Here is a 21743-nt window from a genome sequence, read left to right as displayed (position 1 = left end):
CATGAAAGAGCAGCGCACACGCCTGTGTGGCGGTCCGCCGTGGCGATGGCGGCACGGGTCGCCGTGGTGGAACGAGGGCGACGACGAGGCAGCGGAGAGCCGGCCGAGCCGGCCGTGGCGTTCGACGCTGCTGCTCACCGTGTTCGTGCAGGTCGGCAGTAATTTCGCGGCCGAGGCGCAGGAAGGTTTTCGTGAGCCCTTGGGCCCGTTCGCCCGGGCGCTGTTGCTCGTGGGCACCCTGCTGCTCCTGTGGCGGCATCGGTATCCGGTGCCGGTGGTGTTCGGTGTCGCGGTGTCGGCGCTGCTCTACTTCGGTGCCGGATATCCGTACGGTCCGATCTTCCTGACCATCGCGCTCGCCTGCTTCAGCGCGGTTGTCGCCGGGCACCGGCGGGCGGCCTGGGCGGCGCTCGGCCTGCTGTGGGTGGCCCATCTGCTGGAAGGGCACTGGCTCTATCGGTGGCTGCCGCCGGACGGCGACACGGTGGGTGACTGGGGCGAGGACGTCTCGGTCGCCATCTGGATGGTGGCCATCGCCGCCGTCTCCGAACTCGTCCGCGTACGCCGTGAGCAGTGGGACCGGGAGCGTACGGAACGTCTGCAGGCGGCCCGGCGCCGCGCCGACGAGGAGCGGCTGCGGATCGCCCGCGAACTGCACGACGTCCTGGCGCACAGCATCTCCGTGATCAACGTCCAGGCGGGCACGGGCCTCGCACTGCTCGACTCCGACCCGGAGCAGGCCCGTACCGCGCTCACCACCATCAAGGCGGCGAGCAAGGAGGCCCTCGGAGAAGTACGCCAGGTGCTCGACACGCTCCGTACGCCCGGTGACGCGCCGCGCGCGCCGGCGCCCGGACTCTCCCGGCTTCCCGAACTCGTCGAGCAGGCGGCGAGCGCCGGACTGACCGTCGGCGTCGAGACCGAGGGGAAGCGGCGGGCCCTGCCGCCGGGTGCCGATCTCGCTGCCTTTCGCATCGTGCAGGAGGCGCTGACCAATGTCGTACGGCACTCAGGGTCGCGGCACGCGCGCGTGCTGCTCTGCTACGAGGACGACGCTCTGAAACTCCGTATCGACGACGACGGACCGGCGACCGGTGCCGACGCGGGCGGCAGCGGCAACGGACTGGCCGGAATGCGGGAGCGGGCCGCGGCCCTGGGTGGCACGATCGAGGCCGGGCCGCGCGAGGACGGCGGATTCCGGGTACTGGCCGTGCTGCCGCTCGAGCACCAAGCCAAGCTCGCCGAACTCAAGGAGGACCGGTGATCCGCGTACTGCTCGCCGACGACCAGTCACTGGTCCGCGCAGGCTTCAAGGCACTCCTCGACGCACAGAAGGACATTGAGGTCGCGGGGGAGGCCGCCGACGGCGAGGAGGCGCTGCGCAAGGTGCGTGAACTGCGCCCCGACGTCGTCCTGATGGACATCCGTATGCCCCGGTTCGACGGTCTCGAAGCGACCCGCGGTATCACGGAGGACGCCGGCCTCCAGGACGTCAGGGTGGTCATGCTCACCACCTTCGAGCTCGACGAGTACGTCTTCGAAGCCATCCGTTCCGGGGCCTCCGGCTTCCTCGTCAAGGACACCGAACCGGACGAACTCCTGCGCGCGGTCAGGGCCGTGGTCGAAGGCGACGCGCTGCTCTCGCCCGGCGTGACGCGGCGGCTGATCGCCGAGTTCGCGGCCCGGTCCAAGGAGCCGGCCGCCGCTCGGTCGCTCGCCGAACTCACCGAGCGGGAGCGGGAGGTGATGGCCCTGGTGGGCATCGGGCTGTCCAACGACGAGATCGCCCGTCGGCTGGTCGTCAGCCCGCTCACGGCGAAGACCCATGTGAGCCGCACGATGGTGAAGCTGGGCGCCCGCGACCGGGCCCAACTGGTAGTACTCGCCTACGAGTCGGGTTTGGTGCGGCCGGGCTGGCTGGGCTGAGGACCCCGCTGGAAACGGACCAGCACACTGACGACACGTACGAAGAAGAGGATGACCGCGAGCCCGCTCCCGGCCATGAGGAGCAGGTCCTCGGCGCCGGGCGCCAGATCGAAGAGCAGCGCCGGACCGGACACGGCCCCGAACACGAGGGCGGCCAAGATCGCCGCACTGGCCAGCGCGTAGCCGATCTCGACGGTGATCGCGTCCCGCTCGGCCTGAGTCCGCCGTCCCCCACTGTTCTCCATGCGTCGAAGTCTCACAGCAGTGCGCCCGGCGGGCAAGAACAGCCCGCCGGGCGCACGTAGTTGCGCAGAGGGAAGTGGAGTGGGATCAGTCGCGGACCGGCACCCGCTCCTCGCGCTCCTCCTGACCCTCCTGTACGGACTCGGACTTGGCGACCAGGATCGTCGTCTGCTGCGTACGCTGCTTGCGCAGACCCGTGGCCGTGATCAGCAGGCCGAGGACGGCGATCGCCGTCACCACGATCAGCCCCGTGCGGTAGCTGTCCAGGACGGCCTGCGGAGAGGCTTCGTCGGAGGCGCTCGCGGTCACGACGGCCGTCACGATCGCCAGGAAGATCGCGCCGCCCACCTGCACCGAAGTGTTGAGCAGCCCCGAGACCATGCCCTGCTCGTGGTCGTCCACGCCGTTGGTGGCCTGGATGTTGAGCGAGGGGAAGACCAGCGCGCAGGCCGCGCCGATCAGCAGCATCGTCGGCAGGATCACCGCCGCGTACACGGGGTTGAGGTCGATGTTCAGGAACAGCGCGTACGCGATGACCATGCTGGCGAAGCCCACCGGGATCAGCCGCCGCGTGCCGAACCGGTCGACGACCGCTCCCATCTTCGTGGCGGACAGTGCCACCAGCGCGCCCGCGGGCAGGAAGGCCAGCGCCGTCTCCAGGGCGGACCAGCCGAGCAGCGTCTGCAGATACAGCGTGGCCAGGAACTGGAAGCCGATGTACGAGCCGAAGAATGTCATCGCACCGAGCTGGGCCCGTATCTGGTTGCCGGAGCGCAGCACGCCGAGCCGGACCAGCGGACCTGCTGAACGCTGCTCGATGCGGACGAAGACGGCGAGCAGGACGGCGACGGCGAGGAACGACAGCAGCGTACGGGCCGAGGCCCAGCCGACCTCCGGGGCCTGGACGACGGTGAAGACGAGCAGCAGCATTGAGGCCGTGCCGATGATGGCGCCGGGGATGTCGTAGCCGTTGTGGTTCTTCTCCCGCTCGCTGCGCGGCAGCAGCTTGAGGCCGGCGATCAGGGCGATGATCGCGATGGGCGCGGGCAGCAGCATGGTCAGGCGCCAGCTGGCCTCGGTGAGCAGACCGGACAGGACGAGGCCCATGGAGAAACCGGTGGCGGCGCAGGTGGTGTAGACCGAGAGGGCGCGGTTGCGCAGCGGGCCCTCGGCGAACGTCGTGGTGATGATCGACAGGCCGGCGGGTGCGGTGAACGCCGCGCTCAGGCCCTTGATGAAGCGGCTGGCGATCAGCAGCGGGCCGGAGTCGACGAGTCCGCCGAGCAGTGAGGCGAGCGCGAACACGGCCAGGGCGACCAGGAAGACCTGGCGGCGGCCGAGCAGGTCGGCGGTCCGTCCGCCGAGGAGCAACAGGCCGCCGTAGCCCAGGATGTAGCCGCTGACGACCCATTGCAGGGACGAGGTGGAGAGGTCGAGTTCGGAGCCGATGGACGGCAGGGCGACGCCGACCATCGATACGTCCAGCGCGTCCAGGAACATCGCGGCGCAGAGCACCAGGAGGGTGCCCCACAACCGAGGTGTCCAACGTTCCTGGGTCGCGGAGTTGGGGAGCGGAGAGGTCATGCGCCACACACTACATGCGCATGCATTGACTGCAAGCGCATTTAATTCGGATGCAACAAAGCCTTATTTCTGCTACGGTCCGGCGTCATGGCGGCTGCGGAGAACGTTGAGCAGGGGCTCGTCGACCAGTGGCGCGACCTCCTCGCGGTGCACGCGCGCACCGTGTCCGAGCTCGACCGCGCACTGCATCAACACGGCTTGTGCGCCAGTGACTTCGAGGTGCTCGACGTGCTGGCAGGATGCGCCGCGGCCGACGGCGCCGGTGCGTATCGCGTCCAGGAGATCGCCGAGCGGGTCCATCTCAGCCAGAGCGCACTGTCCCGGCTGATCGGCCGGCTCGAGAAGGATGGTCTGGTGGAGCGCTGCATGTGCCCGCAGGACCGGCGGGGCGTGCGCGTCTCGCTCACGCTCGAGGGGCGCGCGCTGCACGGCGACGTGCTTCCGGTGCAGCGCGCCGTGCTGGGGCGGATGCTGGCGGCAGGTCCAGGCGACTGATCATCGTCGCGCGGGTCCGCTCCAGGTGATCGCCGACGTCTCGCGCCACAGCGTCGCGAGGGCGGGGTCTCCGGTCACGCCCGAGAAGGGCCGACGGTTCCACAGCGACAGGTAGAGATCGGCCGCCGGACCCATCAACTCGCAGTCGGCGTCGGCCAGTTCGCCCCGCTCGCTGATCGGCGGTTCGGGTGACAGTCGTACGGTCCACACGGCGTCGGTGTCCTCGGCCCGTACCCTCAGCACGCGCGGCACCTCCGTGCGCACCGCGCTCTTCTTGCGGGCGTGGAAGCCGAAGAGCAGTTCGTCGATCCCGTCGATTGCGAAGTCGACGGCGATCGGGCTCGGGGTGCCGCCGAGCGCGGACTCCGCGTCGTACCGGTGCACCGTCGTCTCGTGCGCCTGCCTCCGTGCCCAGAAGGCGAGCGGCGAGGGTGCGGGCAGGAAGCTCCAGCAGTCCACGTCGGCAGGGGCGCCCGCGAGCGTGTCGACCAGCCGCCGGTGGCCCTCGCGGAACCAGGTCATCAGCTCCGTACCGTCCAGATCCGGCAGGCCTTCGTCGGGGTGGTACGAGGTGTGTCTCTCGGCGACGAACGCCGTCGCCCAGCGGTGCACCATGCCCGTGTGCCGCACCAGGTCCCGCACCTGCCAGCCGGGGCAGGTGGGCACCTTGGTTTCGGTCCCGGCCTCTTCGGCCGCCGTCGCCAGCAACTGGCCCTCGGTGTCGAGGATTGCGATGAGCTGTGCGGTCTCCATGGGGTGAGTCTGCCGGACGGAGTGCGGTCGGGGGGAAGGGATGTGCCCTCGTCTCGCGGGCGCGGCTCGGCCAGTAATCGGCTGTGCCCCGGCCCCGCATGATCAATAGCCTTGAACCGTCTGCCGGTTGACGCTTCAAGGAGTCCCCCCACGTGACCACCGCACCGGACCTGCCCGACATCCTGTCGAACGAATTCGCCGAGGATCCCTATCCCGCCTACCGGGTCATGCGCGAGAACGCCCCGCTGATCTGGCACGAGGCCACCCAGAGCTACATCGTGTCGCGCTACGAAGACGTCGAACGGATCTTCAAGGACCGCGACGGACAGTTCACCACCGACAACTACGTATGGCAGATCGAGCCTGTGCACGGCCGGACGATCCTGACGCTCAGCGGGCGCGAGCACGCCGTGCGCCGGGCCCTGGTCGCCCCCGCCTTCCGCGGCCGTGACCTGCAGGAGAAGTTCCTGCCCGTCATCGAGGACAACGCCCGATCCCTCATCGACCGCTTCCGGCGCACTGGAAATGCCGATCTGGTCGCGGACTTCGCGACACGCTTCCCCGTCAACGTGATCGCCGACATGCTCGGCCTGGACAAGGCCGACCATGACCGCTTCCACCGCTGGTACACGTCCGTGATCGCCTTCCTCGGCAATCTCGCGGGCGATCCGGAAGTCGCCGCGGCCGGTGAACGCACCCGCGTCGAGTTCGCCGAGTACATGATCCCGATCATCCGGCACCGCCGTGACCACCTCGGCGACGACCTGCTGTCCACTCTGTGCGCCGCCGAAGTGGAAGGCGTGCGCATGAGCGACGAGGACATCAAGGCGTTCTGCAGTCTGCTGCTCGCGGCGGGCGGGGAGACCACGGACAAGGCCCTCGCGAGCATCTTCGCCAACCTGCTGGCGCATCCCGAACAGCTCCAGGCCGTACGGGAGGACCGCTCACTGATCGAGCGGGCCTTCGCGGAGACCCTGCGGTACACCCCGCCGGTCCACATGATCATGCGTCAGTCGGCCGAGGAGGTGGAGCTGAGCGGCGGCACCGTTCCGCCGGGGGCCACGGTGACCTGCCTGATCGGAGCCGCGAACCGGGACCCCGCCCGCTACCGGGACCCGGACCGCTTCGACATCTTCCGCGACGATCTGACCACCACGAAGGCCTTCTCCGCCGCGGCCGACCATCTCGCGTTCGCCCTGGGCCGTCACTTCTGCGTGGGCGCCCTGCTGGCCCGCGCCGAGGTCGAGATCGGGGTGGGCCAACTCCTCGACGCCATGCCCGACATGCGGCTCGCCGACGGTTTTCGGCCAGCCGAGCAGGGCGTGTTCACCCGGGGACCACAGGCGCTGCCGGTGCGCTTCACCCCGGCCGCGCCCTGATCCCTTCCGGCCGCGACGAGCCCGTACGACGTGTCAGTACGACATGCTCGTACGGGCACGGGCGGGCGTCACCGCAGAATGGGCGTGAACTCCACCGGCAGTGAGGTCAGCCCCCGCATCCAGATGGACGGCCGCCATACGAGGTCCTCTGGCTCGACCGAGAGGACGACGTCGGGCAGACGCTCCAGCAGCGTCTCGACGGCCGTGCGCGCGATGACGTCGGCGAGCAGCGGAGCCGGGTACGGGCAGCGGTGTTCGCCGTTGGAGAAGGACAGATGGGCGCCGTTCCCCTCGGCGCCGACATGGCCCTCGGGCCAGATCTGCGGGTCGGTGTTCGCCGCCGCGAGCCCGAGGACCAGGCAGTCGCCCGCCTTGATCCGGCGCCCGCCGAGCAGGGTGTCGCGCACCGCCCAGCGGCCGATGAAGTTCTGGGTCGGGGTGTCCAGCCACAGCACCTCGGTGAGGGCCTCGCCGACGCTGACCCGGCCGCCGGAGACGTTCAGCGCGAAGCGGTCGTCGGTGAGCAGCAGCCGCAGCGTGTTGCAGATCCAGTTGGCGGTGGGCTGCTGGGCCGCCGCGACGACCGAGATCAGGTCCTGGACGATCGCCTCGTCGCTCAGCCCCTCGGGGTGGGCCAGCATGCGGGAGACCACGTCCGCGCCGGGCTCCGCGCGCTTGTCCTTCACCAATTGCTGGATGCGCTCCTGTACGCGCACGTACGCGGCGACCGGATCCTCGCCCTCACCCGTGTCCAGGGAGATCCGCAGGTCCCGTACGAGATCGTCGGTGTCCGTGCTGTGGGCCGCCATGCCGCACATCTCCACCGCGGCCCGCATCGCCAGGGGGTGCGCGTACGTGCTCATCAGCTCGGTCTCGCCGCTGCCCGTGAAGGCGTCGATGAGCTGGTCGGCGATCCGCGCGCAGTTGACGCCGAGCTCGAACTGGTCGACGCCCTCCAGGGCCTCGGTGATGACACCGGCCCGCCGCTGATGCTCGGCGCCCTCCGTGAACAGCACCGAGGGCTGGTAGCCGACGAAGGGCAGCAGCGGCCAGTCCGCGGGAATGTTCTCCCACTGGTTCCAGCGTCGCGAGTCGCGGGCGAAGAGCTCGTCGTGGGCGGTGACGAACGAGACCTCCGGGTAGCCGAGGACCAGCCAGGCGGGTACGTCCCCGTCCAGCAGTACGGGCGCCACGGAGCCGTGGGTGCGGCGCAGCTCCTGGTACAGCGCGGCGGGAGTCTGCTGGTACTCCAGGCCGCTCAGCGGAACCGCGTCCGCGTGCGCCGGGCAGCCCGAGGTGGTCCGCTTCGGGTCGGCGGGGCGCGGGTCGAAGCCGGTCGCGTCGTCGTTCATGGGGTCATCTCCCGGGCCATGGCCAGTTCGTAGAGGTGGTCGACAAGAGTGATCAGGACGTTCTTGCCGGACGAGCGGACCCGCGCGTCGCAGTCGATCAGCGGTACGTGCTCGGGCAGCGCGAGTGCCTGGCGGATCTCGCTCAGGGAGAAGGCGTTGGAGTCGTGCTCGAACCGGTTGACCGCGACGACAAAGGGCGTCCTGTGGTGCTCCAGGCGGTCGATCGCGTACCAGCAGTCGCTCATCCGACGGGTGTCCACCAGCACGACGGCACCCAGGGTCCCCACGAAGAGCCGGTCCCACAGGAACCAGAAACGCTCCTGGCCCGGGGCACCGAACAGATACAGAACCGTGCGCTCGCTCAGGCTGATCCGGCCGAAGTCGAAGGCGACGGTCGTCGTGGACTTGTCGGCCAGACCCGCCGTCCGGTCGATGCCGACACCGGCCTCGGTCATGACCTCTTCGGTGTTCAGGGGGCGGATCTCGCTCACCGAGCGGACCAGCGTGGTCTTGCCGACGCCGAAGCCGCCCACCACGACGATCTTGAGCCCGGTCTCGGCCGTGGCGCTGAGCGGCGTACGGGCAGGGGGCTCAGAGCTTGTGGAGGGCTCAAAGCTTACGGAGTCCATCGAGAACCTCCAGCAGGAGAGCGGATTCGGGCAGGGCGGCCGCCGCCGATGCGGGCCGGGGATGGCGAGCGGTGACCTTCGCCATCGCCAGCAGATCGCCCACCAGGATCCGGACGACCGTCACCGGCAGCTTCAACTCGGCGGCGATCTCGACCACGGCGGCCGGGCGACGGCACAGCTCCAGGATCCGGACGTGCTCGGACTGCATGCCCCGAGCGGGCTCGCACTCGCTGACGATCAGCGAGACGAGGTCGAGATCGTCGGGAGCTTCGCTACGGCCCCCGGTGATGGTGTACAGCCGGTCCGGGTCCCCGGTGTCGACCGGACGTCGGCTCATCGGGATCAGCTCTCCTCTGTCAGGTCCATCGGGTCGCGGGCCTCGGCACGCAGGTGCTCGCCGATCCGCTCCACCAGGTCGGTCATGTGGTGCCCCACCACACCCGGGTCGGCGCCGTCGTCCGCGACGACCGCGAGGTGCGCGCCCTGCCCGGCCTCGACGATGAACAGCAGCCCGCCGTAGAACTCCGTCATCGAGTGGCGTACGCCGCCACTGCCGTCGCCGAACTCGACCGAGGCGCCCTGCGCCAGGGCCTGCATCCCGGAGGCGATGGCCGAGAGCTGGTCCGCCTGGTCGACGTCCAACTGCTGGGTCCAGCACAGCTTCAGCCCGTCGCGGGAGAGCACGAGGGCGTGCCGGGTGCCGGGGGCGCGCTCGAGAAGACCTTCCAGGAGCCAGGTCAGTGTGGTGTCAGTGGTCTGCATGGGTGGGTGAAGAGCTGGTGATCCGTTGAGGCCCGGCCACCGGCCCTTTCCTCCAATCTCCGGTCTGTGGCGGGTCGGGGCGCCCGGTCAAGGCGTCCCGCGAGAAGAAGGGCCGGGCTCAGTCGGCGTCGTGCGGGTCGGCCGTTTCGGCCGGTTCGGCGGCTCGGGCCGCCTCCTCGGCTGCCGCGGCCTCACCGGCCGCCGCGGCGAGGCGCGCGCGGTGGAAGGCGCCGAAGCTCTTGCCGGCGTCACGGGCGACGGGCTTGTCGCCCGCTGGACGTTCCGCAGGCGTACGGACATGCTCGGCTGCCGCCATCGTGCGACCCGGGGGACGTACCGGAAGGCCGTTGGCGGTCACCGAACCGTTGTCGCCGGTCGGGGCGGAAGCGGCCGACGAGGGGGCGGCGGGTGCGGGGGCCGGCGTCTCCGGCATCCGCGAACGGGTCGGCGGAACAGGGGTGTTGGGCATCCTCGAACCGTCCGGCGGCTCCGTCGTCCGTGAACCGGTCGGCGTGTTCGTCGTCCGTGAATCGGCCGGCGCGGGAGAAGTCCCGGGCATTCGCGACCCGTCCAGCGTGTCCGGTGTCCGCGAACCGCCGACCGATGTCGCCCGCCGCCTGTCGGCCGTCCGAGCCTCGGTGCGCCCGGCACCTGCCGGCACGCGCTCGCGCGGTCGCGCCGAAGGGTCGTGCAGCGGGGGTTCCGCGAGTGCCGTGCGCTGCTGGGCGAGCAACTGCGCCGGCAGGTGTACGACGACTCCGGTGCCGCCTCGGGAGGAGGGGCGGTAGCTGACGGAGATGCCGTACTTGACGGCGAGCCGTCCGACGACCGCGAGTCCCAGCCGGGTCCCCTGAAGGGAGGCGAGGTCGCTCATCGCGCCCGACACCGCCTCCTCGGCGCGACGCAGCGCGGCGTCGGCCATCTTCAGGCCGCTGTCCTCGATGGTGACGACGATGCCGGCGGAGCGTTCCTCCACATAGACGTGGACCTGGTCGATCGGCGCGGAGAAGCTGGTCGCGTTGTCCATCAGTTCGGCCAGGAGGTGCATCACGCCCTCGGCCGCGAACCCGGCCACCGCCGCATTGCTGGCGCAGTTGAGGCTGACCCTGCGGTACGCGGCGATCCGTCCCACGGCGCCGCGCAGGATGCTCTCCATCGGGATCGGCTTGTTCCAGGACCGGCTGGCCCGCCCGCCCATGAGCAGCGCCAACCGGTCGGTGAGGAGACCGAGTTGGGAGGTGCTGTGGTCCAGCTCGAGCAGGTCGCCGAGGACCGCCTCGCCGTGCCGGTCCTGCATCTCCCGCAGATCCGCCAGGATGCCCACGGCCTGGGCCTGCACCCGGCTCAGCGCCTTCGCACTGGCGGCCCGGGCCGCCGCGGAACGCCGCTCGCTCACCGCGAGTTCGCGTACGCCGGCGTCCACCAGGTCGCGCACGACGGCGCTGGAGAACTGGGACAGCCGCAGCTCCGCGCGGACCGTGTCCAGTGAGGCTCCCTCGCCCAGTCTCCGTACCGCCGTGGGCAAGATCTGGGAGGTGGCTTTCTGTAGATCGCCGGTGATGGCCTCCCAGGCCCGCACCGCCTGCTCGCGCTCGCCGTCCGCCGTGGCCGCGCGCCGCTGCGCCGCGACCAGCGCCTCCGTCACCGCGTGCTGCACAGCCCTGAGTTGAGGCTCCGTCGGCTGCCAGGCAGTGCCCGGCCCCATCACGGCGGACACGGGACCGCTCGCGGGGTCCTCGATGGCCGCCGTCAGCTCCGGGAGCACCGCGCCGGCCAGGTACTCCGCCTCGGAGCGACGCCGCGCCGACTCCGCCACCGACCTGTCCACCTGCGCGGTGAGCTTGCGATGCAGCCGCGTGGCCGCCGCGGCGAGCAGGACGAGGCAGCCGCCCGCCCCCACCACCGTGCCCGCGACCCAGTCGCGTGCGGCGTCCGGTGCGGCGAGTACGAGAGGAGTGCCGACGGCCGCGGTCACCACCAGCGAGGCGACCGGCAGAAGCCGCCATGCAGACCTCTGGCGTGGACTGGACGCGTCGGGATGTGCCATGCCGCGATCCTCGATGTTCTCGGGGGTGGTGTGCGTGCCGCGCACGCGTGGGAGGGTCAACTCGCCCCTGTGCAACGGCGGTTGAACTGCGGACCATGCTAACCACGCGTTCTGGCCGGAAGCCGGGCCTCCACATCGCCCACACATGCTGAAAACAGGTCGACGCATACTGAGCCCCGGCGGCAGTACCTGTGCTACGCACCGACCGGCGGCACTTCGTCTTCGAATCCCGCCGAACACCCCCCAGCCAGGGGCGGAGCAGACGTTTTCGGCATGCCTCTGTACACGCGATAATTGCGGGGAATTCCGGCAGAAGAATGCCGACCAGCGGTGCCGAATTCACGTGACGGCAATCGAACTTCAGCCATTTCGGGCGACGGCCGAGGCGACCGACTGGAAAGGGTCGTCGGGCGTGCGGACGTCAGCGCTCCGCCGTATGACGTGTCGTCACGCCGATGAGGGCGGCGACCGCCGCCAGCGCCGCCACGCTCGTGAGGGCGATGGGCAGCGAGAACCAGTCCGCCATGAAACCGATCGCGGGCGGTCCGAGCAGCATGCCGCCGTAGCCGAGGGTGGACGCGGTCGCGACGCCGCTGGGGCCCGCCAGGGCGCCGGCGCGCTCGATGGCGACCGGGAAGATGTTGGCGAGGCCGAGCCCGGTGACCGCGAAGCCGAGCAAGGTCGCCCACACGGAAGGGGCGAGCGAGCCGAGCAGCATGCCGCCGGCGGCCAGGGCGCCGCCGGCCACCACCGTCCGGGTGCGCCCGAGCCGTTCCAGGAGCGTCGTCCCGCTGAGCCGGCCGATCGTCATGGCGAGCGCGAAGCAGGAGTAGCCCGCTGCGGCGACGCCCGGGTGAGCGTCCAGGTCCTGTTCCAGGTGGAGGGCTCCCCAGTCGGCCAGGGCGCCTTCGCCGTACGCGGTGCAGAGGGCGATCAGGCCGAAGACGGTCACCAGAGTGCGGGTGCGGGCGTCGAGGCGGCGCGGTGCGCGTTCCTTGTCCTGCCCGCGGTCCGGCGGTACCGGGGCCTCGTACCGCAGCAGGGTGCGTCCGGCGACGCCGGTCACCGCCAGGCCTATGACGGTGAGGCCGAGCAGATGGCGCGTGGGGGACAAGGACCCCGCGACCAGTCCGCCGAGCCCGGCACCGACCATGCCGCCCAGGCTGAAGGCCGCGTGGAAACTGGGCATGACCGGCCGCCGCAGTGCCGCGACCAGGTCGACGGCGGCGCTGTTGAAGGCGACGTTGATCCCGCCGTAGGCGGCGCCGAAGACCAGCAGCACCGCGCCCAGTGCCGCCGCGGAGTGCGTCAGCGGCGGCAGCGCGACGCTCAGCGACAGCAGGACGCCGCAGACGACCGTCACCGGGTGGCTGCCGAAGCGGCGGCAGAGGCGTCCGGTGAGGATCATCGTGACCACAGCGCCCGCGGAGACTCCGAGGAGCGCGAGTCCGAGCGCGCTGGCGGAGGCGTTCGTCTGCTCCTTGATGGCGGGGATGCGGACGACCCAGCCGGCGAAGATGAAGCCGTCGAGGGCGAAGAAGGTGGTGAGGGCGATGCGGAGCCGGGCGAGGTCGTGGCCGTTGCCCGGCACGGCGTTGCGCGTTCGGGCTTTGTTTATTTGCGGCACAAAATCAGGCTAGGTGGGGTGGGTGGCTGGGGCAAGGGTGTTGGTGACCGTACGAAGCCGACCCCAAGGTCAGCGCACGGTGGTACGCCGACGTGGCCCGCACCGGCACCTTGCCGGACGGAGACCGTGAGAACGGGCGAGATCGGGTGTGACGTTTCAGCACTGCCGCGGTATCGGCGCAGCACTGACCGGCGATGCCGCGGGTTGAGCGCGACTGGCGTCGAGGTGGTGCCGGTTCTGGCGGCCAATCGGACATCGGCTCAGTCACCTGAACAACCGTCATATCAGGCTGCCATGCTGTCAGTTCCGCATCGCCCTAGGAGGCCCTCATGTCCGAGCCGTCCGTCCTCGCTTCGCTGGTGTCCGGGTTGCGGGGTGGGTCGATCGAGGTCGTCGACCTCACGTCGCCGTTGTCGTCGTCGACACCGGTGATCCAGCTGCCGGCCGAGTTCGGCCAGACAGCGGTGTTCGAACTGGAGGAGATCAGCAGGTACGACGACCGGGGGCCGGCCTGGTACTGGAACAACTTCCGCAGCGGCGAGCACACCGGCACCCACTTGGACGCCCCCAACCACTGGGTGACCGGGAAGGACCTCGACGACGTGGCGTCCGTGCCGGCGCGTCGGCTGGTCGCACCTGCCGCCGTGCTGGACTTCACCGCCGAAGCGGCGGAGGACCCGGACTTCCTCGTCGAGGTCGATCATGTGAAGGCGTGGGAGGCGGAGAACGGTCCGCTGCCGGACGGCGGTTGGCTTTTGCTGCGCACCGGCTGGCACGCCCGCGCGCACTCGCAGGAGGCGTTCGTCAACGCCGACGAGAACGGCCCGCACACTCCCGGCCTGTCGCCGGAATGCGCCCGGTGGGTGGCTCAAGAGTCGCCGGTGATCGGCCTCGGCGTCGAGACGGTGGGCACCGACGCCGGACGGGGGCACGCGTTCGACCCGGCCTTCCCATGTCACTCCTATCTCATGGGCAGTGACAAATACGGGCTGACCCAGTTGCGGAACCTGGCGCTGCTGCCGGCGACGGGCTGCGTCGTCATCGCGGGTCCGCTGCCCATCGTCACGGGGTCCGGGGCTCCGGCTCGGGTACTGGGGTTGGTGGAGAGGACATGAAGGTCGCGGAGGCTGTCGGGCGGGCGTTGTCCGCGTCCGGCGTCGGCCATGTCTTCGGGGTGGTCGGATCGGGCAACTTCCATCTGACCAACGCCATGGTGGCGGCGGGTTCGCGGTTCGTGGCCGCACGCCACGAAGGCGGCGCGGCGACGATGGCCGACGCGTACGCGCGTATGAGCGGCACGGTGGCCGCCCTGAGCGTCCATCAGGGGCCCGGTCTGACGAACGCCCTCACGGGTGTCGCCGAGGCGGCCAAGAGCCGTACGCCACTCCTCGTGCTGGCAGCCGAGGTGACCGAGCCGAGGTCCAACTTCTACGTCGACCAAGAGGCGTTGGCGCGTGCGGTGGGGGCGGTCCCGGTGCGGGTCACGTCGGCGGAGGGCGCGGTGGGGGAGGCCTGCACCGCGGTGCGACGAGCCTTGCACGAACGGCGCACCGTGCTGCTCAACCTCCCCTTGAGGGTGCAGGAACTGGACGTGCCTGACGACGCCTGGACGTGGAGCGCGCCGCCGCCGAAACGGATGGCGGTCGAACCGGCTGCGGCCGACGTGGCGGCGCTGTCGCAGGTACTCGAGCGGGCCCGACGGCCGGTCTTCGTGGCCGGCCGGGGATCACGCGCGCCTGGTGGCCGAGATGCCCTCGAAGCCGTGGCTGAACGCTATGGGGCGCTGCTGGCGACGTCGGCCGTGGCCCGAGGCCTCTTCCACGGCAATCCGTGGTCGCTAGACGTGTCCGGAGGTTTCTCGTCGCCCTTGACGACGGAGCTGATCGGGGCTGCGGACACCATCGTGGGCTGGGGCTGCGCGCTGAACATGTGGACGATGCGGCACGGCCGCCTGATCGGTGCCGACACGACCGTGGTGCAGGTGGACGACGACGCGTCGGCGCTCGGTGCCCATCGCGATGTGCATCTCGGGGTCACCGGCGATGTGGAACTCACGGCGCGGCGTGTGCTGGAGACGGGCGGCGGGAAACGGCAGGGAGGTCAGGGCTACCGGACCGCCGACATCGCCGCGGCCATCGCCGCGCGCGTGCGCTGGCGGGATGTGCCGTACGAGGACACGAGCAGCCGCGAGCGGATCGACCCACGAACACTGACCATCGCGCTCGACGACATCCTCCCCGCGGAGCGGGTGATCGGAGTGGACTCCGGCAACTTCATGGGATACCCGAGCATGTATCTGTCGGTGCCGGACGAGAACGGCCTGTGCTTCACGCAGGCGTTCCAGTCGATCGGCCTGGGGCTGGCGACCGCGATCGGCGCGGCACTGGCGCAGCCGGACCGGCTTCCGGTGGCCGCGCTCGGGGACGGCGGCGCGATGATGGGCGCCGCGGAACTCGACACAGTACGCCGGCTCGGGCTGCCGATGGTGGTCGTCGTGTACAACGACGACGCCTACGGAGCGGAGGTGCACCACTTCGGGCCCGGCGGATATCCGCTCGAGACAGTCGAGTTCCCGCCGACGGACATCGCCGCCGTGGCGCGAGGGTACGGCTTCGAGGCGGTGACCGTCCGCACGCTGGCGGATCTGAAGGCCGTCGAGGACTGGACCGCCGGGCCGCGATCCGCGCCTTTGCTCATCGACGCCAAGGTGGTCAGAGACCAAGGAGCCTGGTGGCTCGAGGAGGCGTTCCGCGGACATTGAGCGCCGACGGGCTGCGCCGCGATGGGCTGCCCCGCGACAGGCGGGGCCCGCGCGGTGAACCGGCTGACGGCTGGGGCCGCGCGGCACTCAAGGCGGCCTCTGGGATTTCCTGTGGCGGCCTCAACAACCAGTCAACGCAAAGACTCTGCGCGATCTCGCGCCGAGCCCGGTCGCGTCCGCCCTGCGGTGGGGTAGGTGGGGAAGGTGGGGTAGAGCGGGCCCCGTCCAGACCGCTTGGATGTCGGCCATCCCCTCAGGGGAACGGTTGTGCGCGGGGGCTGTTGAGCGTTCGTACCCTTGCACTGCGAGGCACAGCGACCGCGTACCGTGGAGGCATCACAACCGGAGGTCACGCACATGTCCGCGCTACCGCACGAGCCGAGCCCGCAGGCCGATTCGGATCCGCAGCGACTCGAACACGCCGAGGGCCCGCAGACGCTCGGCGAGTTGCGCGCGGCGCTCGCGGTGATCAGCCCCGGGGTGTTGACGGCTTTCGATGCGCGGCTGGACGCCGCGACGTTCGGTGAGGAGCACGCCGAGGTCATCGCCAAGGCCCGCCGCACCGTGGCGTTCTCGAACCGCGCCGAGGTGACGGCCTCCGTAGCGGACCCCATCGACGAAACGGCCGAGGCGCAGCCGGCCGAGGATCCGTGGGCCCACCTCGACGTGCGGGACAGCTCCTAAGCGCCAGGTCACAGACCCGATCTCGCCGGATCTCGCCTCAGCGGGTCTTCCCGCCTCCTCCTCCGCCGCGAGCAGGGGCAACGGCGCGAGCGCCGGCGGGCCGCCTCGCCGTACAGGAAATCGTCCGCGGCGCCTATGGGGATGCGACCGGACACATCTTCCTCATCTGCGCCGCAGTCGCGACATCGCCGCCGTCGAGATGGCACCCCGCCGTCTGGTTTCCCCACTTCCAGAGTCTGGCGACGCGAGCGGACGGACGTGGAGCTTTGCACGCGGCGCCGGATGACAGCGTCGTCCGGCTGGTGAAGGGCGGCTCCTGTCTGCCTATTGCGCGAAGAAGGGCGAGCGTCCATTATCAGGAATCCTGTTACTTTATAGTTGTAGCGAAGGGTGGCCGAGGCATGCCATTGAGCCCGAAAATCCAGGCCAGAGGGGTCCAACTGCTGCTCGGTCGGATGATGTCGCGCGTCCACAAGGACCTGCGCTTCACGGACATCCCGAAGCGCACCGAAGCCCTCATGGTGGAGACCGGCGCCGGCCCGGTGCCCTGCACGGTCTACCGCCCGCCGGCCGGCACCAAGACCCCTGCCCCCGTGTACGTCAACTTCCACGGCGGCGGGTTCGTGGTCGGCCGCCCGGAACAGGACGACCACATCTGCCGTTACATAGCGGCCACGGCCGGCATTGTCGTGATCAACGTGGACTACGCCGTCGCCCCGCAGCGGCCCTTCCCCGTGCCCGTCACCCAGGCGTACGACGTCACCGCGTGGGTCGCCGAGAACGGCCCCGCCCACGACTGGGACGGCTCGCGCCTCGCCGTGGGCGGACACAGCGCCGGGGCCAACCTGACGGCCGTGGTCTGCCGCATGGCCCGGGACCGCGGCACCTTCTCGCCCCGGCTCCAGATCATCGACTCCGCAGTGCTCGACCAGGTCGCCGACCCGGCCACCAAGCAGTCCCTCATCGCCAAGCCGCTGCTCAGCCCCCAGATCATGCGGGTCTTCACGGCCGCCTACGTCCCCGACCCCGCCGACCGTGCCGATCCCCTTGTCTCACCCGCACTGGCCGATGACCTCGCCGGGCTCCCTCCCGCCCTGGTCATCACCGCGGAGAACGACCGCCTGCGCGACGAGGGCGACGCCTACGCCAAGGCTCTGGAGGCCGCCGGCGTCGCGGTCACCCACCGTGTCTTCGAGGGAGTCGATCACTACTTCACCCACACCGGTCCGGTACCGGAGGGGAAGACCGCCATTGACACGATGGCAACCACCTTGCGCACCGCACTCAGCGTCTGATGCCGGCGGGCAGCACGCACGCCGCCGCAGCAGCCCTCAGTGCCGGAATCGTCACCCGGCCGGGTGACGCCGTCGTCCCCCGGCCGGTGACGGCGTGGTACGGGACCGCCTCACGCGCCTTCTCGTCCGACCAGCCGTCGGGCAGCGGGTTGCCCGGCAGTTGCGCGGTGTCCACCGCAGGCGTGCCCGGGCGGGCGGCCCGGCGATCCGCGTCGTCAGCCGAGCTGCCGCCCCGTCAAGGAGGCGAGCCCGTCCTCCAGGCCCTGACGGAACGCTGACCGCCGTTCCTCAGGTATGTCGAGCAGCAACCGGTCCTCCAGCTTCTGCACGGCCGACGCACACGCCGCCAGCAGTTCCTCCCCCTCCCGCGTCAGCCGGGCCTCCATGATCCGCCGGTTCCCCGGGGCATGGGTGCGCTCGATCAGCCCGCGCTCCTCCAGCGCGCGCACCATCTCGTGCATCGTCTGGGGCCTGACGAAGGAGCGGCGGGCCAACTGGGCGGAGGAGAGCCCGCCTCGGTGCTGAAGCACGGTCAGGGCCGTGTACTGGAACGTCGTGAGCCCGTACGGCCGAAGGGCCTCGTCCATGAAGGAGCGGATGGCCAGTTCGAGTTGCTTGACGAGATAGATCGTCAGCGGGCTCTTGTGGCCCTCGGGGTCCGGATCGGAATCCGCATCCGGGGCCGGCCCCGCACCCGGAACCGGCCCCGGATCCCGATCGGCTGCCTCCGCCATCGTGCGCACCTCTTGGTCGGTCGTCGGGGAGGTCGGGCGAGGCCGTCGTCGAGGTCAGACGACCGGTGTCTTCACCCGATAGCCGACAGGTAGTAGTTCCAGGTCACGTCGGCGAGCCACGGTACCCCACAGCCCATGGGGCATCCACAGCGTCATCCCGATGGCGAGGGCGCCGAGCCCGATCAGGTACCAGGTGCCTCCGGTGTCCCCGAACCAGTCCTGCACGAGGAAGAACACGATCGCTCCGATGATCGGTCCCTCGAAGGTGCCGAGGCCGCCGATGACCACCATGAAGATCATGTACGCGGACCAGTGGACCCCGAAGATGGAGTCCGGCTGCACCCGCAGGGTGTTGGCGAGGGTGAGTCCACCGGCCGCGGCACCGCCCACCGCCGCGAGTACGAAGACCAGCCGCTTCGCCGAGGTGACCCGTACCCCGACGGAGGCCGCGCCCACCGGGTCGTCGCGGATCGCCTCCAGCGAAGCCCCGAGCCTGCTGCGCAGCAGCACGAACACGGCCAGCAGCAGCGCACTCATCAGGGCCAGGGCGAGCCAGTACACCTGAGCCTGCCGCACCGCCGGATCGGTGGCCGACAGATCGGTGAGCGAGCGGCCGGAACCGCCGCCCAGCGAAGGCGTGTTCACCACGACCAGCCGGAAGAACTCCGCTATCGCCCACATGCCGATGGCGAACTGCCCACCGGTGAGCCGGAACGCGAGCAGCGAGGTGGGTACGGCGAGGGCACCCGCGAGCAGGGCCGACAGGACGACCGCGACGAAGGGGTTGACGCCCCGGTCGACGAAGAGGAAGACACCGTACGCGCCGAGACCGATGAAGCCCTGCTGGCCGACGGAGACAAGACCGGCGTAGCCCGCCAGCGCGTTCCACATGGCCGCGATGATGACGAGGACGAACAGGGTCGTCAGCTTCGCGGTCACCTCGGGCGTGAAGACCAAGGGCGCGAATGCCAGGACGAGCAGCAGGGCGGCCAGAGCACTCGACGCCGTACGGGAGACCGGTGTCCATCGGTGGATGGTCGAGGGGGCGGCGGCGGTAGCGGGGGCCACCGGTGGTGCGGTGGTCATGTGCGGCTCCTTCTCATGCCGAGCAGTCCCTGCGGACGGAAGGCCAGGACCGCGAGGAACACCGCGTGTCCGGCCACGATGGAGAAGCGCGGATCCACCTGCGCGCCGACCGTCTGGGCGACGCCGAGGACCATGCCTCCGACGAGCGTCCCCCACAGCGAACCGAGCCCTCCGATCACGACGACCTCGAAGGCGAACAGCAGCTGGGTCGGCCCCATGGACGGGCTGAACGACGACCTCATCGCGAAGAACGCTCCCGCCAGACCGGCGGTGGCGACGGCGATGGCGGCGGCCCAGGCGTACACCCGGCGGCTGTCGATCCCGACCAGCTCGGCGGTGTCGGCGTCGGCGGCCGTGGCGCGGATCGCCCGGCCGATGCCCGTACGGGCCAGCAGCAGTTGCAGCCCGCCGAGCAGCGCGACCGCCACCACCACGGTCAGCACACCGAGGTACGGGATGCTCACCGACGACCCGAGCTGGAGGCCGGCCGTGGACAGCGAACCGACCTCCAGGGAGCGGGAATCGGCGCTGAAGATCTCCAGCAGTACGTTCTGCAGCACGATGGCGAGACCGAAGGTGGCCAGCATCGACGACATCCCGCCGGTGCGCAGCGCCTTGCTGAGGATGCCCCGCTGCAACGCCACTCCGACCAGGCCCATCACGGGCAGGACCAGCAGTACGGCGAAGAACGGGCTGATGCCGACGGCGGCGGCCAGCACCGCGACGAGGAACGCGCCGAGGACCGCGAGGTCGCCGTGGCTCAGGTTGACCGTCCGCATGACGCCGAACATCAGGGAGAGGCCGCAGGCGAAGAGCGCGTAGACACCGCCGAGCATGACGCCCTGCACGATGGCGTTGATCCAGTTCATGCCGGCTCCTCCTGCACGGTTGCGGCCGTGGCGCGGTCCGGTACCGCCGCCCGGCTGAGTCCGAAGTACGCCTCGACGACCTGTTCGCGGGTGACCTCGCCGGCGGGTTCGTCCAGGACGACGCGGCCTTCGAGCATGCACAGCACGCGCCGGGCCACCCCCAGGGCGCGGCCGAGGTCCTGTTCCACCAGCAGCACCGTGGTACCGCCGGAGAGGATCGTGCCGAGCGAGTCGTAGAGGGTGTCGACCATGACGGGCGCGAGGCCCAGCGAGACCTCGTCGAGCAGGAGCAGGCGAGGGTTGGTCATCAGCGCCCTGCCGATGGCCACGGCCTGCTGCTCGCCGCCCGAGAGGTTGCCGGCTCGCCGCTTCAGCAGCCCGTCGAGCAGCGGGAAGGCGGCCACGACGGCTGCCAGGTCCCACGGTCCGGGGCGCCGTACCCGGGACGCGACCAGCAGGTTCTCCTCCACGGTGAGGTCGGCGAAGAGCCGCCGCCCCTCCGGGACCAGGGCGATCCCGGCCGCGACACGGTCGTGGGCCCGTTGGGCCGTCACATCCACACCGTCCAGGCCGATACGGCCCTCGGCCGGCTGGTGTGCTCCGGCGACGGCCCGCATCAGGGTGGACTTTCCGGCACCGTTGGCCCCGACCACCGCCACGACCTCACCCTCGTCCACCGCGAAGGAGACGTCGCGGACGGCGCGCAGCAGACCGTGCCGTACTTCGAGATTCTCGACCGTCAGCAGACTCATGCCGCGCTCCCGAGGTAGGCCTCGACGACCCGGGGATCGGACATGACGGCGTCCGGTTCGCCCTCGGCCAGGACCCGGCCCTGCGCGAGACAGACCAGCCGGTCGATCACCCGCAGCAGCGCGTGGATGACATGCTCGATCCAGACGATGGCGATGCCGTCGGCACGCAACTGCTGGATGGTGGCGATCAGTTCGTCCGTCTCGGCATCGGTGAGACCACCCGCGATCTCGTCAAGGAGCAGCACCTGCGGATCGGTCGCCAGTGCTCGCGCCATCTCCAGCCGCTTGCGCTCCAGCAGAGTGAGTGCGGCCGCGGGCCGGTTGGCCTGGCCGAGCATGCCGCAGCGATCGAGGACGCCGAGCGCGTGCTGTTGCGCGGCCCGGCGCCGGTGCGAACCGCCCTGCACCGACGCGACCAGCACGTTCTCGTAGGCCGTCATGCCGGTGAAGGGGCGCGGCACCTGATGGGAGCGCCCGATGCCGCTCCGACAGCGGCGGTCGACCTTCCAGTGGGTCACGTCCTGACCGTGGAAGGTGACGCTGCCCTCGGAGGGGGACTGGGCCCCGGAGAGGATATCGAGCAGGGTCGTCTTTCCGGCGCCGTTCGGGCCGACGATGCCCAAGGCCTCGCCGGGGGCAAGGGTGAGGTCGATGCCTTCGAGGACGACCAGACTGCCGAAGCGTCGGTGTATGCCGTTCGCCGCGAGCACCGGCGGGGCCGGGGCGGTCGCCCCGGCGGCCTCCCCTGTCCCCACGGTCATCGGC

The 21743-nt window shown here is 70.4% G+C and carries 23 protein-coding genes; 8 read left to right on the top strand and 15 right to left on the bottom strand.

Annotated elements, in window-relative coordinates:
- Window position 1: 1 nt before the first annotated feature.
- The gene (locus G6048_RS04630; protein ID WP_165338135.1) at window positions 2–1264 is read left to right on the top strand and encodes a sensor histidine kinase; all 1263 of its coding nucleotides are present in this window, start codon (window positions 2–4) and stop codon (window positions 1262–1264) included.
- Window positions 1261–1926: a response regulator gene (locus tag G6048_RS04625; RefSeq protein WP_165338134.1), complete on the top strand. Its 666-nt coding sequence runs from the start codon at window positions 1261–1263 to the stop codon at window positions 1924–1926. Before G6048_RS04630 ends, G6048_RS04625 begins: the two co-directional genes overlap by 4 nt.
- On the opposite strand, the gene G6048_RS04620 is transcribed toward G6048_RS04625, so the two are convergent.
- Window positions 1887–2171, bottom strand: coding sequence for a DUF6332 family protein (locus G6048_RS04620; protein ID WP_165338133.1), 285 nt, complete (start codon window positions 2169–2171; stop codon window positions 1887–1889). The genes G6048_RS04625 and G6048_RS04620 overlap by 40 nt on opposite strands.
- A gap of 85 nt (window positions 2172–2256) precedes the next feature.
- Window positions 2257–3753 carry an MFS transporter gene (locus G6048_RS04615; protein WP_165338132.1) on the bottom strand — a complete coding sequence of 499 codons (1497 nt, stop codon included), beginning with the start codon at window positions 3751–3753 and terminating at the stop codon, window positions 2257–2259.
- Window positions 3754–3840: 87 nt separating this feature from the next.
- Here G6048_RS04615 and G6048_RS04610 point away from each other — a divergent pair, with 87 nt between their 5' ends.
- The gene (locus tag G6048_RS04610) at window positions 3841–4248 is read left to right on the top strand and encodes a MarR family winged helix-turn-helix transcriptional regulator (RefSeq protein ID WP_165338131.1); all 408 of its coding nucleotides are present in this window, start codon (window positions 3841–3843) and stop codon (window positions 4246–4248) included.
- Here the strand turns inward: G6048_RS04610 and G6048_RS04605 are convergent, their stop codons facing one another.
- Complete coding sequence (locus G6048_RS04605) at window positions 4249–5001, bottom strand: maleylpyruvate isomerase family mycothiol-dependent enzyme (RefSeq protein ID WP_165338130.1); 753 nt, start codon at window positions 4999–5001, stop codon at window positions 4249–4251.
- A 152-nt stretch (window positions 5002–5153) separates the two neighbouring features.
- On the opposite strand from G6048_RS04605, the gene G6048_RS04600 reads away from it, so the two are divergent.
- Window positions 5154–6380 carry a cytochrome P450 gene (locus tag G6048_RS04600; protein WP_165338129.1) on the top strand — a complete coding sequence of 409 codons (1227 nt, stop codon included), beginning with the start codon at window positions 5154–5156 and terminating at the stop codon, window positions 6378–6380.
- A 68-nt stretch (window positions 6381–6448) separates the two neighbouring features.
- Here the strand turns inward: G6048_RS04600 and G6048_RS04595 are convergent, their stop codons facing one another.
- The 6 genes from G6048_RS04595 to G6048_RS04570 all read right to left on the bottom strand — a co-directional run bounded on the left by G6048_RS04595 (window position 6449) and on the right by G6048_RS04570 (window position 12761).
- Window positions 6449–7732 (bottom strand): cytochrome P450, encoded by a 1284-nt coding sequence (locus G6048_RS04595; RefSeq protein WP_165338128.1) that lies wholly within the window; start codon window positions 7730–7732, stop codon window positions 6449–6451.
- Window positions 7729–8361, bottom strand: coding sequence for a GTP-binding protein (locus tag G6048_RS04590; RefSeq protein ID WP_165338127.1), 633 nt, complete (start codon window positions 8359–8361; stop codon window positions 7729–7731). Before G6048_RS04590 ends, G6048_RS04595 begins: the two co-directional genes overlap by 4 nt.
- Window positions 8342–8698: a DUF742 domain-containing protein gene (locus tag G6048_RS04585; protein ID WP_165338126.1), complete on the bottom strand. Its 357-nt coding sequence runs from the start codon at window positions 8696–8698 to the stop codon at window positions 8342–8344. Before G6048_RS04585 ends, G6048_RS04590 begins: the two co-directional genes overlap by 20 nt.
- Before the next feature lie 5 nt (window positions 8699–8703).
- On the bottom strand, window positions 8704–9123 hold the full coding sequence (locus G6048_RS04580) for a roadblock/LC7 domain-containing protein (protein WP_165338125.1): 420 nt from the start codon (window positions 9121–9123) through the stop codon (window positions 8704–8706).
- A gap of 118 nt (window positions 9124–9241) precedes the next feature.
- Window positions 9242–11215, bottom strand: a complete 1974-nt coding sequence (locus G6048_RS04575) for a sensor histidine kinase (protein WP_328825671.1) — start codon at window positions 11213–11215, stop codon at window positions 9242–9244.
- Window positions 11216–11591: 376 nt separating this feature from the next.
- Window positions 11592–12761: an MFS transporter gene (locus G6048_RS04570; protein WP_165338196.1), complete on the bottom strand. Its 1170-nt coding sequence runs from the start codon at window positions 12759–12761 to the stop codon at window positions 11592–11594.
- A 365-nt stretch (window positions 12762–13126) separates the two neighbouring features.
- Between G6048_RS04570 and G6048_RS04565 the strand changes: the two genes are divergently transcribed.
- The 4 genes from G6048_RS04565 to G6048_RS04550 all read left to right on the top strand — a co-directional run bounded on the left by G6048_RS04565 (window position 13127) and on the right by G6048_RS04550 (window position 17537).
- On the top strand, window positions 13127–13912 hold the full coding sequence (locus G6048_RS04565) for a cyclase family protein (RefSeq protein ID WP_165338124.1): 786 nt from the start codon (window positions 13127–13129) through the stop codon (window positions 13910–13912).
- The gene (locus tag G6048_RS04560) at window positions 13909–15558 is read left to right on the top strand and encodes a thiamine pyrophosphate-binding protein (protein WP_165338123.1); all 1650 of its coding nucleotides are present in this window, start codon (window positions 13909–13911) and stop codon (window positions 15556–15558) included. Before G6048_RS04565 ends, G6048_RS04560 begins: the two co-directional genes overlap by 4 nt.
- A gap of 357 nt (window positions 15559–15915) precedes the next feature.
- Entirely contained in the window at window positions 15916–16242 is a 327-nt protein-coding gene (locus G6048_RS04555) for a hypothetical protein (RefSeq protein WP_165338122.1), read from the top strand.
- Between the two features lie 401 nt (window positions 16243–16643).
- Window positions 16644–17537, top strand: a complete 894-nt coding sequence (locus G6048_RS04550; RefSeq protein ID WP_165338121.1) for an alpha/beta hydrolase — start codon at window positions 16644–16646, stop codon at window positions 17535–17537.
- Here the strand turns inward: G6048_RS04550 and G6048_RS04545 are convergent.
- The 6 genes from G6048_RS04545 to G6048_RS04520 are packed head-to-tail and all read right to left on the bottom strand — an operon-like array spanning window position 17527 to window position 21739.
- Window positions 17527–17712, bottom strand: coding sequence for a hypothetical protein (locus G6048_RS04545; RefSeq protein WP_165338102.1), 186 nt, complete (start codon window positions 17710–17712; stop codon window positions 17527–17529). The genes G6048_RS04550 and G6048_RS04545 overlap by 11 nt on opposite strands.
- A 40-nt stretch (window positions 17713–17752) precedes the next feature.
- Window positions 17753–18271 carry a MarR family winged helix-turn-helix transcriptional regulator gene (locus tag G6048_RS04540; protein ID WP_165338120.1) on the bottom strand — a complete coding sequence of 173 codons (519 nt, stop codon included), beginning with the start codon at window positions 18269–18271 and terminating at the stop codon, window positions 17753–17755.
- Window positions 18272–18325: 54 nt separating this feature from the next.
- Complete coding sequence (locus tag G6048_RS04535; protein WP_165338119.1) at window positions 18326–19357, bottom strand: branched-chain amino acid ABC transporter permease; 1032 nt, start codon at window positions 19355–19357, stop codon at window positions 18326–18328.
- Complete coding sequence (locus G6048_RS04530; protein ID WP_165338118.1) at window positions 19354–20226, bottom strand: branched-chain amino acid ABC transporter permease; 873 nt, start codon at window positions 20224–20226, stop codon at window positions 19354–19356. Before G6048_RS04530 ends, G6048_RS04535 begins: the two co-directional genes overlap by 4 nt.
- Window positions 20223–20978 (bottom strand): ABC transporter ATP-binding protein, encoded by a 756-nt coding sequence (locus G6048_RS04525; RefSeq protein WP_165338117.1) that lies wholly within the window; start codon window positions 20976–20978, stop codon window positions 20223–20225. The genes G6048_RS04530 and G6048_RS04525 overlap by 4 nt, the downstream gene beginning before the upstream one ends.
- Window positions 20975–21739: an ABC transporter ATP-binding protein gene (locus G6048_RS04520; RefSeq protein ID WP_165338116.1), complete on the bottom strand. Its 765-nt coding sequence runs from the start codon at window positions 21737–21739 to the stop codon at window positions 20975–20977. Before G6048_RS04520 ends, G6048_RS04525 begins: the two co-directional genes overlap by 4 nt.
- Window positions 21740–21743: the final 4 nt, after the last annotated feature.

The sequence above is a fragment of the Streptomyces ureilyticus genome (genome assembly GCF_011045025.1).
Classification (GTDB): Bacteria; Actinomycetota; Actinomycetes; order Streptomycetales; family Streptomycetaceae; genus Streptomyces; species Streptomyces ureilyticus.
This window is presented reverse-complemented; position numbering and strand designations above follow the sequence as displayed.